Source organism: Sphingomonas sp. Leaf38 (assembly GCF_001421825.1).
Taxonomy (GTDB): Bacteria; Pseudomonadota; Alphaproteobacteria; order Sphingomonadales; family Sphingomonadaceae; genus Sphingomonas.
Window position 1 is genome coordinate 1,764,669 of record NZ_LMLD01000011.1, and the last position, 13,910, is coordinate 1,778,578.

Genomic DNA, 13,910 nt, shown 5'->3' on the forward strand with positions numbered 1-13,910 from the left:
GGGACATCGATGCTGATCCGCGCTGGCTATGACATTCGTTTCGAAACCGACGTCGAGACACCGATGCTAGCGATGCTCAGCGTGCACCCGTCGCGCAACAAGGATTTCGTGACGCCGCACCGGATCGCCGCGGGGCCCGACGTGCCGACCTATGATTATCTCGACGCGTTCGGGAACGTCTGCACGCGCTTCACGGTGCCGAAGGGCGGCCTGACGCTGTCGTGCGACTTCACGATCGAGGATAGCGGCCTGCCCGATCCGGTCTCGCCCGACGCGGTCCAACACGCGGTGCAGGATCTCCCCGACGACATCATCATCTATCTGCTCGGCAGCCGCTATTGCGAGACCGATCGCTTGTCGGAGACCGCCTGGTCGCTGTTCGGGCACATTCCCGCGGGCTGGCAGCGCGTCCAGGCGATCGTCGACTTCACGCACAATCATGTCGAGTTCGGCTATCATTTCGCGCGGTCCACCAAGACCGCGTGGGACGTCTATCAGGAACGCCAGGGCGTCTGTCGCGATTTCGCGCATCTCGCCGTCACCCTGTGCCGCTGCATGAACATCCCGGCGCGCTACTGTACCGGCTATCTCGGCGACATCGGCATCCCGCCGGTCGACGCGCCGATGGATTTCTCCGCATGGTTCGACGTGTATCTGAGCGGCACGTGGCACACGCTCGACGCGCGTCACAACCGGCCGCGGATCGGCCGCATCCTGATGGCACGCGGCCGCGACGCGACCGATACCGCGCTGACCACCAGCTTCGGTCCGGCGCGTCTGGTCGGGTTCGACGTCCACACCGACGAGGTGGAGCCGGCGGGCTAAACCGGGTATCGCCGCAAGTTAGCCCTTGTCGCCTGTAGCGCGTTCGGCCTAACGGCACCGATCCTTCAATTTATGCTGCGATGCACAACATGACCTCGACCCCAGACCAGTCCGCCCCCGCCAATGCCAACGCGCTGCTCCTGCAGGCGATCGCGCTGCGCAAATGCATTACCGCGACCTACAACCGGATGGTCTGCACGCTGGCCCCGCACATCCTCTATACCAAGCATGACGACGTGTTCGTCGATGCGATCACGCTCGAGCGTGATGGCCAGCCGCCGAAAGAGATCAAGCTCGGGACGTTCAAGCTCGCGGGGCTGAAGGATATCGAGGTCACCGACCGGCCGTTCGTCCCCGATGCGATCTTCAACCCGGGCGACATCAAATACGACCGCGTCACGCTGTTCGTCGTCGACCGCACCTGACGCCGCAACCATCCTCCCCGTCCGGGGGAGGGTCGGCACGCCGTCATGCAGCAGGCGGCAACCACGCCGTCTCGATCTCACCATAGCGATCGGTGAAGCCGGTCGCCGCGACCAGCGCCGCTTCGTCGACGATCTTGACGCGGCGCCCGGTCCGTTCGATCACCCCGGCCTTCTCCAGCGCGCGGATCGTCCGGTTGACGTGCACCTTGGTCAGCCCGAGCGCGTCGCCGATATCGGTCTGCGTCAACGGCAGGTCGAACGAGTCGACGATCCCGCCCGCGGTCACGCGCAGCCGCGCCATGATATCGAGCAGCAGCGTGGACAGCCGTTCGCTCGCCCCCATCCGGCCGATCGTCGTCAGCCGGTCGCTCATCGCGACATTCTCCGCGGCGGCGATCGCATAGAGCAGCCCGGCGATCCGCGGTTGCGCGCGGAACAGCAGCCCGAGCGCGGTCTTGGGCATCTCGATGACGATGCAGTCCGAGATCGCGGTCAGCGTCGCCGCCGCCTGCGACCACGCCATGCTCGACGTGCCGATCAGGTCGCCCGCATAATGGAACCGCAGGATCTGCCGGCCCCCCGTGATCAGTTTGGTCGACGAATGCAGCCAGCCCTGCCGGACGACGTACAGCGCATGGCTTTCGCCCCCTTCCGCCATCAGTACGTCGCCGGCCTTTAGGCGTCGTTCGCCCTTTTCCGCCTGCAGGATCGCTTCCCGCTCCGCATCGGTCAGGTCGAGATGTCGACTTAGCCGCGCGATCAAACCGCTCAATTGCATCTTCGTGCCTTACGTCCACACCCCATGAACGGATATCGTTCGCACGAACATCGCGCAGCGGGAAGGGGGAGGACCGCTTTTCCGCCGGTTTCGCGCAAGGAAACGCTGTGCTAGTCGCCGCGCAACAAGCCTCGGCAAGCGAGGCGACACGGAGATGGCATGCTGAACGATTTCGATTTCGCGCTGGGCGAATCGGCGGACATGATCCGCGAGAGCACGCAGCGGTTCGCCGCGGACAAGATCGCGCCGCTGGCCGCGAAGATCGATGCGGACGACTGGTTCCCGCGCGAGCTCTGGCCGGCGATGGGCGAACTCGGGCTCCACGGCATCACCGTCGAGGAGGAATATGGCGGCCTCGGCCTCGGCTATCTCGAGCACGTCGTCGCGGTCGAGGAAGTGTCGCGCGCATCCGCGTCGATCGGGCTCAGCTACGGCGCGCACTCGAACCTGTGCGTCAACCAGATCCGCCGCTGGGGCAGCCCTGCGCAGAAGGCCAAGTATCTGCCCAAGCTCGTCTCGGGCGAGCATGTCGGCAGCCTCGCCATGTCCGAGGCGGGCGCCGGCTCCGACGTCGTCTCGATGAAGCTGAAGGCGGTCAAGACCGATACGGGCTACGTGCTCAACGGCACCAAATTCTGGATCACCAACGCGACGTACGCGGATACGCTCGTCGTCTATGCCAAGACCGGCGAGGGCTCGCGCGGGATCACCGCGTTCCTGATCGAGAAGGACATGCCGGGCTTTTCGATCGGCCAGAAGATCGACAAGATGGGGATGCGCGGATCGCCGACCGCCGAACTCGTCTTCAACGATTGCGTCGTGCCTGCCGAAAACGTCATGGGCCCCGAGAATGGCGGCGTCGGCGTGCTGATGTCGGGGCTCGACTACGAGCGCGCGGTGCTCGCCGGGATCCAGCTCGGGATCATGCAGGCGTGCCTCGACGTGGTGATCCCGTACGTGCGCGAGCGCAAGCAGTTCGGCACGCCGATCGGCCAGTTCCAGCTGATCCAGGCGAAGGTCGCCGACATGTACGTCGCGCTCAGCTCGGCGCGCGCCTATGTCTATGCGGTGGCCAAGTCGTGCGACGCGGGCAAGACCACGCGGTTCGATGCGGCAGGGGCCATCCTGCTGGCGAGCGAGAGCGCGGTGAAGGTGTCGCTCGAATCGATCCAGGCGCTCGGCGGGGCAGGGTACACCAAGGACTGGCCGGTCGAACGCTTCATGCGCGATGCCAAGCTGCTCGACATCGGTGCGGGCACGAACGAGATCCGCCGCATGCTGATCGGCCGCGAACTGATCGGTGCCGCCCCCAAGGTGGCGCAGTGAACGTGATTGCTAATCCTCCCCGGCACGGGGAGGGGGACCGCGCAGCGGTGGAGGGGGCGCACCCCGAACGTAACGCTGGTGGCAGCCCCCCTCCACCCGTCGCCCAAGTGGACGAACGGTCCCCCTCCCCGTGCCGGGGAGGATTTGCGTGACCGCCCCCGTCCTCACCTCCGCACTCTCCCCCGACAGCGAGACCTTCCGTGCGAACGCCGCGCACAACCGCGCGCTCGCCGAAACCCTCCGCAACGACGTCGCGCGCACCGCGCTTGGCGGTTCGCCCAAGTCGCGCGAGCGCCACACATCCCGCGGCAAACTCCTCCCCCGCGACCGCGTCGAACGCCTCCTCGATCCCGGTTCGCCGTTCCTCGAAATTGGCCAGCTCGTCGCCAACGGCCTCTACGACGATGAGGTCCCCGGCGCCGGCGTCATCGCCGGCATCGGCCGCGTGTCCGGTCGCCAGTGCATGATCCTGTGCAACGACGCGACGGTGAAGGGCGGCACCTACTTCCCACTGACCGTCAAGAAACACCTGCGCGCGCAGGAAATCGCGCAGGAAAACCGGCTTCCCTGCATCTACCTTGTCGACAGCGGCGGCGCGAACCTGCCGCACCAGGCGGAGGTCTTTCCCGACCGCGATCACTTCGGCCGCATCTTCTTCAACCAGGCGCAGATGTCCGCGCTCGGCATCCCGCAGATCGCTTGCGTCATGGGCAGCTGCACCGCCGGCGGCGCCTATGTCCCCGCAATGTCCGACGAGACGATCATCGTCCGCGGGCAGGGGACGATCTTCCTCGCAGGGCCCCCGCTCGTGAAGGCCGCGACCGGCGAAGTCATCTCCGCGGAAGAACTCGGTGGTGCCGATACGCATGGCCGCCGGTCGGGCGTGGTCGATCACGTCGCCGAGAATGACGACCACGCGTTGACGATCGTCCGCGATATCGTCTCGACGCTGCAACCCCAGGCGCAGACCGCGGTGAACCTCCAGCAGCCCAGACCGCCCAAATTCGCCGCCGAGGAGCTGTACGGAATTGTCCCGAGCGACGTCCGCGCGCCCTACGACGTCCACGAGGTCATCGCGCGGCTGGTCGACGGCAGCGCGTTCCACGAGTTCAAGGCGCTCTACGGCACCAGCCTCGTCTGCGGGTTCGCGCATATCTGGGGCATCCCCGTCGCGATCCTCGCCAACAACGGCGTGCTGTTCAGCGAAAGCGCGCAGAAGGGCGCGCACTTCATCGAACTCGCCTGCCAGCGCAAGATCCCGCTGCTCTTCCTCCAAAACATTTCGGGCTTCATGGTCGGTGGCAAGTATGAGGCGGAAGGCATTGCGAAACATGGCGCAAAGCTCGTCACCGCGGTCGCCACCGCGACCGTGCCGAAGATCACCGTGCTGATCGGCGGCAGCTTCGGCGCGGGCAATTACGGGATGTGCGGTCGCGCTTACTCACCCCGCTTCCTGTTCACCTGGCCCAACAGCCGGATCAGCGTGATGGGCGGCGAACAGGCGGCGTCAGTGCTCGCGACCGTCCACCGCGACGCGGATGGCTGGACGCCCGAACAGGCCGAAGCGTTCAAGGCCCCCGTCCGTCAGAAATACGAGGACGAGGGCAATCCCTGGTACGCGACCGCGCGGCTGTGGGACGACGGCATCATCGATCCTGCACAGACCCGCGACGTCCTGGGCCTCGCCTTCGCCGCGACGCTCAACGCCCCCATCCCCGAACGCCCCGCGTTCGGCGTGTTCCGGATGTAACCCGATGATCCTGCTGTCACTTCTTCTTGCCGCCGGGCAGGTCACCCCGGTCCAGCCGATCGTCAAGGGCACCGGCCTGCCGCCCGGACCCATGACCGAAGACGCCGGCGTGATGGTCCCGATCGATGCGCTCTTCGCCGCGCTTGCCGCGCGCGACGGCCAGGCGATCCTCGCGCAGGTCCGTCCCGACGGCGGCGCCACCGTCGCCGAGGAAAAGCCCGACGGCACGCGCAGCGTGCGCCGCACGAGCTGGCCCGAATTCGCGGCGTCGATCAAACCCGGCCCGGAGCGCTACGCCGAACGCCTGACCGATCTCGCGGTCGATATCGACGGCGACATCGCGATGGTCTGGTCGCCCTATGTCTTCACGATCGACGGCAAGGTCGCGCATTGCGGGACGGATCACTTCGACATGGTCCGCGACGCGGGCCGCTGGAAGATCGCCAACATCACCTGGTCGAAGCGCACCACCGGCTGCGCGAACTGATATGGCCTGTCCTACATCGACCGGATCGGCTTATGCGGGGATTGCCATGACGATAGCATCGATCCTGACCACCGATAGTGACGCTCGCAAGGCATACCCTTGCGCGAAGTGCGCATCGCGCGAGCGTGTGAACTTTGTGAACTTCACTCGGCTCAATCGATGATCGAGTCGCTCCTGATCGCCAACCGCGGCGAGATCGCCTGCCGCATCATCCGCACCGCGCGCAGCCTCGGCATCCGCACCGTCGCGGTCTATTCGGACGCCGACGCGAACGCGCTTCACGTCCGCCAGGCCGACGAAGCCGTCCATATCGGCGCGTCCCCGGCGCGCGAAAGCTACCTTGTCGGCGACCGCATCATCGCCGCCGCGCTGGCGACCGGCACCGAGGCGATCCACCCCGGCTACGGCTTCCTGTCGGAGAATGCCGACTTCGCGCAAGCCGTGCTCGACGCTGGACTGATCTGGGTCGGCCCGAACCCCGACAGCATCCGCGCGATGGGGCTGAAGGACGCCGCGAAGCAGCGGATGATCGCCGCCGGCGTCCCCGTCACCCCCGGCTATCTCGGCGAGGACCAGTCCCCCGAACGTCTCAAGGCCGAGGCGGACGCGATCGGCTATCCGGTCCTCATCAAGGCGGTCGCCGGCGGTGGCGGCAAGGGCATGCGCCGCGTCGATACCGCGGCAGAGTTCGCCGACGCGCTTGTCTCGTGCCAGCGCGAAGCGGCCTCGTCGTTCGGCAACACCGACGTCCTGATCGAGAAATACATCCTCTCACCCCGCCATATCGAGGTGCAGGTCTTCGGCGACAGTCACGGCGACGTCGTCCACCTGTTCGAGCGCGACTGTTCGCTCCAGCGCCGCCACCAGAAGGTGATCGAGGAAGCGCCTGCGCCGGGTATGGACGCCGCCACCCGCGAAGCGATCTGCGCCGCCGCGGTCAAGGCGGCCAAGGCGGTCGACTATGTCGGCGCCGGCACGATCGAGTTCATCGCCGACGCCAGCGAAGGCCTCCGCGCCGACCGCATCTGGTTCATGGAAATGAACACGCGGCTCCAGGTCGAGCATCCGGTCACCGAGGAAATCACCGGCCAGGACCTCGTCGAATGGCAGCTCCGCGTTGCCTCCGGCGAGCCATTGCCGTTGCGGCAGGAAGACCTCGCCATCGACGGCTGGGCGATGGAAGCACGGCTCTACGCAGAGGATCCCGCCAAGGGTTTCCTGCCCTCGATCGGCATGCTCGACCGCTTCGATCTCGGCACCGGCGCACGCGTCGATACCGGGGTAGAGCAGGGGGCTGAAATCTCACCCTTCTACGACCCGATGATCGCCAAGGTGATCGCTTGGGGGCAAGATCGCGAGACCGCGCGCGAAGCGCTGGCGGAGGCGCTCGACGGCGCGGTCGTCTGGCCGGTCCGCTCGAACGCCGGGTTCCTCGTCGAAGCGCTCGACCACCCCGACTTCGTCGCAGGCACGCTCGACACCGGTCTGATCGCGCGCGAAGTCGACAGGCTCATGCCGCCGACGCATCCGACCGAAGAGGCTTTGGCGGAGGCCGCGGGCGCGCTCGTCTCGACCGATCCGATCGCCGGCTTCCGCCTCAACGCCGCCCCCCGCCGCAGCGCGACGTTCCTGCTGGACGGCGAACCGGTCGAGGTCGAGCTCGACGGACAGGGCGGAACCACGCCCGCGTTCGAGGATGTCCTCATCTCCGAAGCGGGTCAGACGTGGCAGTTGAGGCCTTGGCGCGCGTCCGGCGTAGCGGCGGGCGCAGCGGCGGACGGTGCGATCTTGTCCCCCATGCCGGGCCGGATCATCGCGGTCGACGTCGCGGCGGGCGATAGCGTCATCAAGGGTCAGAAGCTCGTCACGCTCGAGGCGATGAAGATGGAACACTCCCTGACCGCCCCGTTCGACGGCACCGTCGCCGACCTGACTGCCGTCGAGGGCGGCCAAGTGACCGAGGGCACCATGCTCGTGCGCATCGAGAAGGATAGCTGATGGCCGGCCGCTATTACGACGACTGGACCATCGGCGACCGGATCGACCACGAGATCCGTCGTACGGTGACCGAGACCGACAATCTCCTGTTCTCGACGATGACTCACAACCCGCAGCCGCTCCACCTCGATGTCGAGGCGGCGAAGGCGAGCGAGTTCGGCCGGATTCTGGTCAACGGAACCTTCACCTTCGCGCTGATGGTCGGGCTGTCGGTCGGCGAGACGACGCTCGGCACGCTGGTCGCGAACCTCGGCTACGACAAGCTGGTCCATCCCAAACCCGTCTTCATCGGCGACACGATGCGCGCCGAGACCGAGGTCACCGACCTCAAACCGAGCAAGTCGCGTCCCGAGGCGGGCATCGTCACTTTCACGCACCGTCTGATCAACCAGCGCGACGAGATCGTCTGCCAATGCCTGCGGACGGCACTGCTCAAGCGCCGGGGTTAGGGGGCCGCCTTGCCCAGCGCCGTCTCGACCACCGGCGTGACCTTTGCCGCGATCTTGGTGACGCCGCCGCGATTGGGGTGGACATGGTCCGCTTGCATCAGCTGCGCATTGCCGATCACCCCGTCCAGGATGAACGGATAGAGCGTGGCGTCATACCGCTTGGCCAGGTCCGGCCAGATCGTGCTGAACTGACTGGCGAAGTCCGGTCCCAGATTGGGCGGCGCCATCATGCCCGTCAGCAGCACCGGGATCCCGCGCCGCTTCGCCTCGTCGAGCATCGCCGTCATGTTCGCGCGCGTCTCGGCCGGTGCAATCTGTCGCAGGACATCATTGCCGCCGAGCCCGATCAGCACGAGGTCGGGCTTGCGCGGCAGGTTGTTCAGCGCGAACGCAAACCGCTGCCGCCCCGCCGCGCTCGTATCGCCCGAGACGCCTGCGTTGACGATCGTCGCATTGATCCCGTCGCGCCGTAGCTGCGCCTGCACCGCATCCGGCAAACTCTGCCCGCGATCGAGCCCATAGCCTGCATACAGACTATCGCCGAACGCCAGGATCAGCCGGCTCGGCCCGCTTGGGGCGGGCGTCGCCGCGACCGGCGCGAGCATATTCGTCGTGGGCGCCGGGGCAGGGGCTTCCGCGACCCGATCGCACCCGGCCAGAGCCGCCGCTTGGAGAAGCGCGAGAGCGCCCCCATAAAGAGGCCAGCGCCGCGTCTGTTTCTCCAAAATACTGGTCTCCATGTCCGAACCCGCTTCCGCCGATATGGTGATCTCTGTCCGCGATGTCACGCTGACGCTGGGTACCGCCAGCGCTGCGACCGAAATACTCAAGCGCATCGATCTCGACGTCATTCGCGGCACGAGCGTCGCGCTGCTCGGTCCGTCTGGTTCGGGCAAGTCGTCGCTGATGGCGGTGCTGTCCGGGCTCGAACGCGCGGGCGGCGGGCAGGTACACGTTGCCGGCCTCGATTTTGGTACGCTCGACGAAGATGGCTTGGCGCGAGCCAGACGCGGACGGATCGGCATCGTCCTGCAGGCCTTCCATCTGTTGCCGACGATGACCGCGCTTGAGAATGTTGCGGTGCCGATGGAACTCGCGGGGATGTCCGATGCCTTCGAACGCGCCGAGGCCGAACTCGGGGCGGTTGGCCTCGCACACCGTCTCACGCATTATCCGACGCAACTGTCGGGTGGTGAGCAACAACGCGTGGCGATCGCGCGCGCGCTCGGGCCGCGCCCCGATCTGGTCTTCGCCGACGAACCGACCGGCAACCTCGACGCCACGACGGGAGCGTCGATCATGGACCTGCTCTTCGATCGTCGCGCTGCGACCGGCGCGACGTTGATCATCATTACGCACGATCCACTGTTGGCAGCGCGGTGCGACAGGATCGTCGAGCTGGGCGATGGTCGGATCGTAGCGGATCGCCTGCGATGAGCGAATGGCGGCTCGCGTGGCGGCTTGCGCGGCGCGAACTCGATCTGCGGTTTCGCGGGCTGCGCCTGTTGCTCGCCTGCCTGTTACTCGGGGTCGGCACCCTCGCCGCGATCGGCAGCTTGACGCAATCGATCGACCGCGAGCTTGCCGCGCGGGGCAGCACTATCCTGGGCGGCGACATCGAATTGGCCGTGTCCCAGCGCGTCGCGACGCCGGATGAACGCGCTGCCCTCGGACGCCTAGGCGCGGTGTCTGAATCCATTCGGATGCAGGCAATGGCGGTGCGCGGCACCGATGGCGTGCCGATCGAGTTAAAGGGCGTCGATGCGGCCTATCCGCTCTACGGCGCGCTCATGCTGCGGCGCGGCGTGACGGCCAAAGCGCTCGACGCAAAGACAGTTCTGGTCGTGCCGGCCCTGGCCGATCGCCTGGGGGTCGCGCCCGGCGCCCAGCTTAGGCTGGGAACGGCCATGTTCACGGTCGGCGGGATCATCGCGGTCGAACCTGACCGATTGGGCGAAGGGTTCACGCTTGGTCCCGTCGCGATCGTCTCGCTCGCGGGAATTTCGCGTACGGCGCTTGTCCAGCCCGGCAGCCTTTACGAAAGCAAATATCGCGTCCGAATCCCGACAGGCGCTTCACCGGCCGCGATGGTCGCGCGATTCAAGGCTGCGTTCCCGACCGGTGGCTGGGAAGCCAAGACACGCGATCGCGCCGCGCCCGGCGCCGACCGGTTCGTTGACCGCATGGGACAGTTTCTGCTTCTGGTGGGCCTGTCCGCGCTCGTCATCGCCGGGATTGGCGTGGGCAATGGCGTATCGTCTTATCTCGCCGCGCGCCGCGGCAGCATCGCCGCGCTGAAAGTCCTCGGCGCAACCTCGTCGATCGTCGCCCGGATATATATCCTCCAGGTCGCAGTCGTTGCAGGGCTCGGCATCGTCGGTGGCCTGATCGCGGGCGTGGCGACGGTGCCGGCGATTATTTGGCTTGCTGGCAACGCTCTGCCAGTCGCGCCACAGTTTGCCATCCAAGCCGCGCCGCTTGCGCTCGCCGCGGCTTACGGGATGTTGATCGCGCTCGCCTTTACCGCACCGCCGCTGATCGAAGCGGGACATATTCCGGCGGCGGGGCTATTGCGCAGTGTGTCGGGTGACCGGAATGTGCCGCGACGTATGACGCTTCCCTGGGTTGCGGCCGCAGCGTTCGTGATCATCGGCCTGGCGTTGTCGACCGCGGAACAGCCAGGTTTAAGCGCGGGCTTTCTCGCCGCGGTCGCGGGCGTGTTGATGATATTGGCCGGTTTTGGATGGGCCGTACGGCGTGGGGCGGCTTTGCTACCGCGATCGCGACGGCCGGTGCTGCGGCTGGCGATCGCTGGATTGCATCGGCCTGGATCACGAACCGGAACGCTTGTCGTCGCGCTTGGACTCGGCCTGACCCTTTTCGTGCTGCTTGCTGCCATCCGCACGAGCATCGAGGCGAATATCGCGCGGACGGTGCCGCAGCGTGCGCCGGCGCTGTTTGCGCTCGACGTGCCCCCCGATCGTGAGACGGAGTTCCGCCACGTGATCGCCGGTGTCGCGCGTCATGCCGCGGTTCGGACCGTGCCCGCAATGCGCGGTACAATCACCGGCTACCGGCGCGTGCGCGTCGCCGACTTGAAGACCTTGCCCGAGGGTGCCTGGGCATTAAGGGGTGAGCGCGGGCTCACCTATGCAGCGACTCTGCCCGAGGGGAGCACGCTGACGACGGGGGCATGGTGGCCGCGCGATTATCGCGGGCCGCCGCTGGTGTCGATCGACGAGCGGTTGGCGAGGGCGCTCGATCTCAAGATCGGCGATCCGCTCAGCTACAGCCTGCTGGGGGTCGAGCGGACGGCGACGATCGCGTCATTTCGTCGGATCAGTTGGGACACGCTGGGGTTCAATTTCGTCATGGTGTTCTCGCCCAACGCTATTGCGGATGCGCCGCATAATTTGGCAGCGACCATCGATCTGGCGCCGGGCCAAGAGTCGCACGTAATGCGTGCTCTGCTCCCTCGCTTTCCGTCCGTATCGGTGATCGAGGTGCGCGGTGTGCTGGGTCAGGTCCGGACGATCGTGGCGCAGATGGCGACCGCGATCACCGCGGCGGCCTCGGTCGCGATCCTCGCCGGGATAGCCGTCCTGATCGGCGCGATCGCTGCAGCGCGGGAGGCGCGGACCTATGATGGGGTGATCCTGCGCACGCTTGGCGCGACCCGGTGGCAGGTACTGGCGGTTCAAGCGCTCGAATATGCGATTTTGAGCATCATTCTGTCGCTGCTCGCCTTATTGCTCGGTCTCGGCGGGGCATGGTATGTCGTGACGCAGCTGTTCATGTTCCAATGGCTCCCGGATTACGCGACCGTCGTCGCGACGTTGATCGGTGGAGCTACGCTGACGATGGCGATCGGGTTGGCGGGCGCATGGCCCATTCTCGGTGCACGTCCTGCAGAGGCTTTGCGACAGCTATAGGCTGGCCACCTCCGGCACGTTTTGGCGCGCGCCGCGTTAAGCGAGCGCGAGGGCATCTCCTCATCAACCGATCCCGAGGGGCAAGACGCTGGCAGACATGGACGCTATTGAGCACAGGGCAACCAGCCCATGGACGATGTCGGCACGCGAGTGGCTGAGCGTCCTGAAGCGCACCTGGGCCGAGGCGAGTGACGACAATATCGGCCTGATCGCAGCGGGTACGGCGTTTTACGGATTCGCAGCGATCGTACCCTTGCTCGCATCGATCGTCCTGATCTACGGTCTCGTTGCCGATACCGCCACGATCGTGGCCAACATTCGCGGCTTGTTCGACGTGTTGCCCGACGATGCAGCGCGCGTGATCGGCGATCAGCTGACGACGGTGGTCGGCACGTCGGAAGGCAAGAAGGGTTTCGGTCTCATCGTGGCGTTGGGGATCGCCTTGTACGGCGGTACGAAGGGCGCATCCTCGATCGTCACCGCGCTGAATATCGCCTATGAGCAGCGCGAGACGCGCGGATTCGTCACGATCAACGTGCTTGCGTTTACGATTACCCTTGGCGCGGTGGGACTTGCCTTGGCTGCCGTTGTGTCAATGGCTGCTTTCGCACTGCTCGACGGGCTGATCCCAGGTGCACCGGCCGTCCTGCTCGTGGCGATCCGGATCGTCAGCTATAGCGTGCTGGCTGCGCTGGGGATCACTGCGGCGGCGTGCCTTTATCGGTTTGGCCCGGACCGCACGGCGGCGAAATGGAGGTGGCTGACGCCCGGATCACTGGCGGCGACCGCGATTTGGCTGGCCGCTACGGTCGGCTTTGGCGTTTATGTGTCGCGGTTCGGCAATTACGGTGCGACCTACGGATCGTTGAGCGCGGTCATCGTGCTGCTGACCTGGCTATGGCTTTCAGCGTATGTCTTTCTGCTCGGTGCAGAATTGAACGCCGAACTCGAACGCGAGACCGACTGCGATACGACGGTCGGCGGGGACAAGCCGCTTGGCGAGCGTGGCGCGGCGGTCGCCGACTGGGCCATGTCCGAAAAGCCGGATGTGGCGTCCCCGCAACCGAGAAGCGCCGGCGCGATCGTCGCAACAACGGGCACTGCGATCGTAGGGCTTCAGGTCGGCATCCCCGCATCCCTTCTGGCGCTCGGGGGGCTGCGGTTGGTGCGACGTGGCTCATCGGCCGCGGGTCTTGTCATGCTCGGCCTCAGCACGGCATTGGCTTGGCATAAGCGTGATCCGCGTTCGTCGCAGAATCCAAATGCGGCGAACACAAACCCATGAGGCCGTTGCGGCGCACCAAGCTTTTTTTTGACGGCGGCTGCAGGCCAAACCCTGGACTGATGGAGTGTGCGGTCGTCCTTAGAGGACACGCGCATTATCGGCACGACCTCGGTGAGGGAACGAACAGCGACGCGGAATGGCTTGCCGCGCTCTACGCTGTTGAAATTGCCCAGCGCCACGGCGAGCGTAATATCATATTGCTCGGCGATTCGACGTTGGTCGTCACGCAAGCGAACGGGCTCGCGCCATGTCGCAGCGCAAGCCTGGCTGCGCACCGTCAACGACTTGTCGACCGGCTAAGCGACTTCGACACGGTTCGCATACGTTACATCGGGCGGGCACAGAACCTTGCCGGTATCGCGTTGGCGAAGCTCCATCCGCGCTGACATGGTGCCCGTAGGTGCACGAGGGCGATGTCTGGGGCGTGCTGTGGCGCCAGAAATCCAAAAACTGCCACGGGACTGTAAAAAAGCGTTTGACGGGTTTGCGGGGTGGTCCTAGAGGGGTGTCACCGCAGCGAACGGCCACATGGTTTGGTTGTTGCGGTCGCAAAAAACCAGATGCTCCAAGCTTCTCGAAAGGGAGGTTATGTGAGTGTCGGTATTTTTGTCGGCTCTTTGACATTGTAGGTTTAGATGAAGGGACATGTGGGCGG

Annotated in this window: 13 protein-coding genes; 11 read left to right on the top strand and 2 right to left on the bottom strand. The window is 65.9% G+C overall.

The window, feature by feature from the left end:
* The first annotated feature begins 9 nt into the window (after positions 1 to 9).
* Complete coding sequence (locus ASE88_RS15460) at positions 10 to 825, top strand: transglutaminase-like domain-containing protein (protein WP_055877312.1); 816 nt, start codon at positions 10 to 12, stop codon at positions 823 to 825.
* A gap of 89 nt (positions 826 to 914) precedes the next feature.
* Positions 915 to 1,250, top strand: a complete 336-nt coding sequence (locus ASE88_RS15465; RefSeq protein WP_055878679.1) for a hypothetical protein — start codon at positions 915 to 917, stop codon at positions 1,248 to 1,250.
* A gap of 43 nt (positions 1,251 to 1,293) precedes the next feature.
* Here the strand turns inward: ASE88_RS15465 and ASE88_RS15470 are convergent, their stop codons facing one another.
* Positions 1,294 to 2,022 (bottom strand): Crp/Fnr family transcriptional regulator, encoded by a 729-nt coding sequence (locus tag ASE88_RS15470; protein ID WP_162233424.1) that lies wholly within the window; start codon positions 2,020 to 2,022, stop codon positions 1,294 to 1,296.
* 165 nt (positions 2,023 to 2,187) lie between these two features.
* Here ASE88_RS15470 and ASE88_RS15475 point away from each other — a divergent pair, with 165 nt between their 5' ends.
* The 5 genes from ASE88_RS15475 (at position 2,188) to ASE88_RS15495 (ending at position 8,038) form a co-directional block, all read left to right on the top strand.
* Positions 2,188 to 3,354 (top strand): isovaleryl-CoA dehydrogenase, encoded by a 1,167-nt coding sequence (locus ASE88_RS15475; RefSeq protein WP_056479186.1) that lies wholly within the window; start codon positions 2,188 to 2,190, stop codon positions 3,352 to 3,354.
* Positions 3,355 to 3,502: 148 nt separating this feature from the next.
* Positions 3,503 to 5,104, top strand: a complete 1,602-nt coding sequence (locus ASE88_RS15480) for a carboxyl transferase domain-containing protein (protein ID WP_056479189.1) — start codon at positions 3,503 to 3,505, stop codon at positions 5,102 to 5,104.
* Positions 5,105 to 5,108: 4 nt separating this feature from the next.
* Positions 5,109 to 5,591 carry a nuclear transport factor 2 family protein gene (locus tag ASE88_RS15485; RefSeq protein WP_056479192.1) on the top strand — a complete coding sequence of 161 codons (483 nt, stop codon included), beginning with the start codon at positions 5,109 to 5,111 and terminating at the stop codon, positions 5,589 to 5,591.
* 159 nt (positions 5,592 to 5,750) lie between these two features.
* A complete protein-coding gene (locus ASE88_RS15490; protein ID WP_056479195.1) occupies positions 5,751 to 7,589 on the top strand; it encodes an acetyl/propionyl/methylcrotonyl-CoA carboxylase subunit alpha in 1,839 nt (612 codons plus the stop codon).
* A complete protein-coding gene (locus ASE88_RS15495; RefSeq protein ID WP_056479199.1) occupies positions 7,589 to 8,038 on the top strand; it encodes a MaoC family dehydratase in 450 nt (149 codons plus the stop codon). The genes ASE88_RS15490 and ASE88_RS15495 overlap by 1 nt, the downstream gene beginning before the upstream one ends.
* Here the strand turns inward: ASE88_RS15495 and ASE88_RS15500 are convergent.
* Positions 8,035 to 8,643 carry an arylesterase gene (locus ASE88_RS15500; RefSeq protein ID WP_156357041.1) on the bottom strand — a complete coding sequence of 203 codons (609 nt, stop codon included), beginning with the start codon at positions 8,641 to 8,643 and terminating at the stop codon, positions 8,035 to 8,037. The two genes, ASE88_RS15495 and ASE88_RS15500, sit on opposite strands and share 4 nt — an antisense overlap.
* A gap of 133 nt (positions 8,644 to 8,776) precedes the next feature.
* Here ASE88_RS15500 and ASE88_RS15505 point away from each other — a divergent pair, with 133 nt between their 5' ends.
* From ASE88_RS15505 to ASE88_RS15520, 4 genes are all read left to right on the top strand, one after another.
* A complete protein-coding gene (locus tag ASE88_RS15505; protein ID WP_055877285.1) occupies positions 8,777 to 9,475 on the top strand; it encodes an ABC transporter ATP-binding protein in 699 nt (232 codons plus the stop codon).
* Positions 9,472 to 11,970 (top strand): ABC transporter permease, encoded by a 2,499-nt coding sequence (locus ASE88_RS15510; protein ID WP_056479205.1) that lies wholly within the window; start codon positions 9,472 to 9,474, stop codon positions 11,968 to 11,970. Before ASE88_RS15505 ends, ASE88_RS15510 begins: the two co-directional genes overlap by 4 nt.
* 136 nt (positions 11,971 to 12,106) lie before the next feature.
* Positions 12,107 to 13,255 (top strand): YihY/virulence factor BrkB family protein, encoded by a 1,149-nt coding sequence (locus ASE88_RS15515; RefSeq protein WP_235527960.1) that lies wholly within the window; start codon positions 12,107 to 12,109, stop codon positions 13,253 to 13,255.
* The gene (locus tag ASE88_RS15520; RefSeq protein ID WP_055877279.1) at positions 13,252 to 13,641 is read left to right on the top strand and encodes a reverse transcriptase-like protein; all 390 of its coding nucleotides are present in this window, start codon (positions 13,252 to 13,254) and stop codon (positions 13,639 to 13,641) included. The genes ASE88_RS15515 and ASE88_RS15520 overlap by 4 nt, the downstream gene beginning before the upstream one ends.
* Positions 13,642 to 13,910 lie beyond the last annotated feature (269 nt).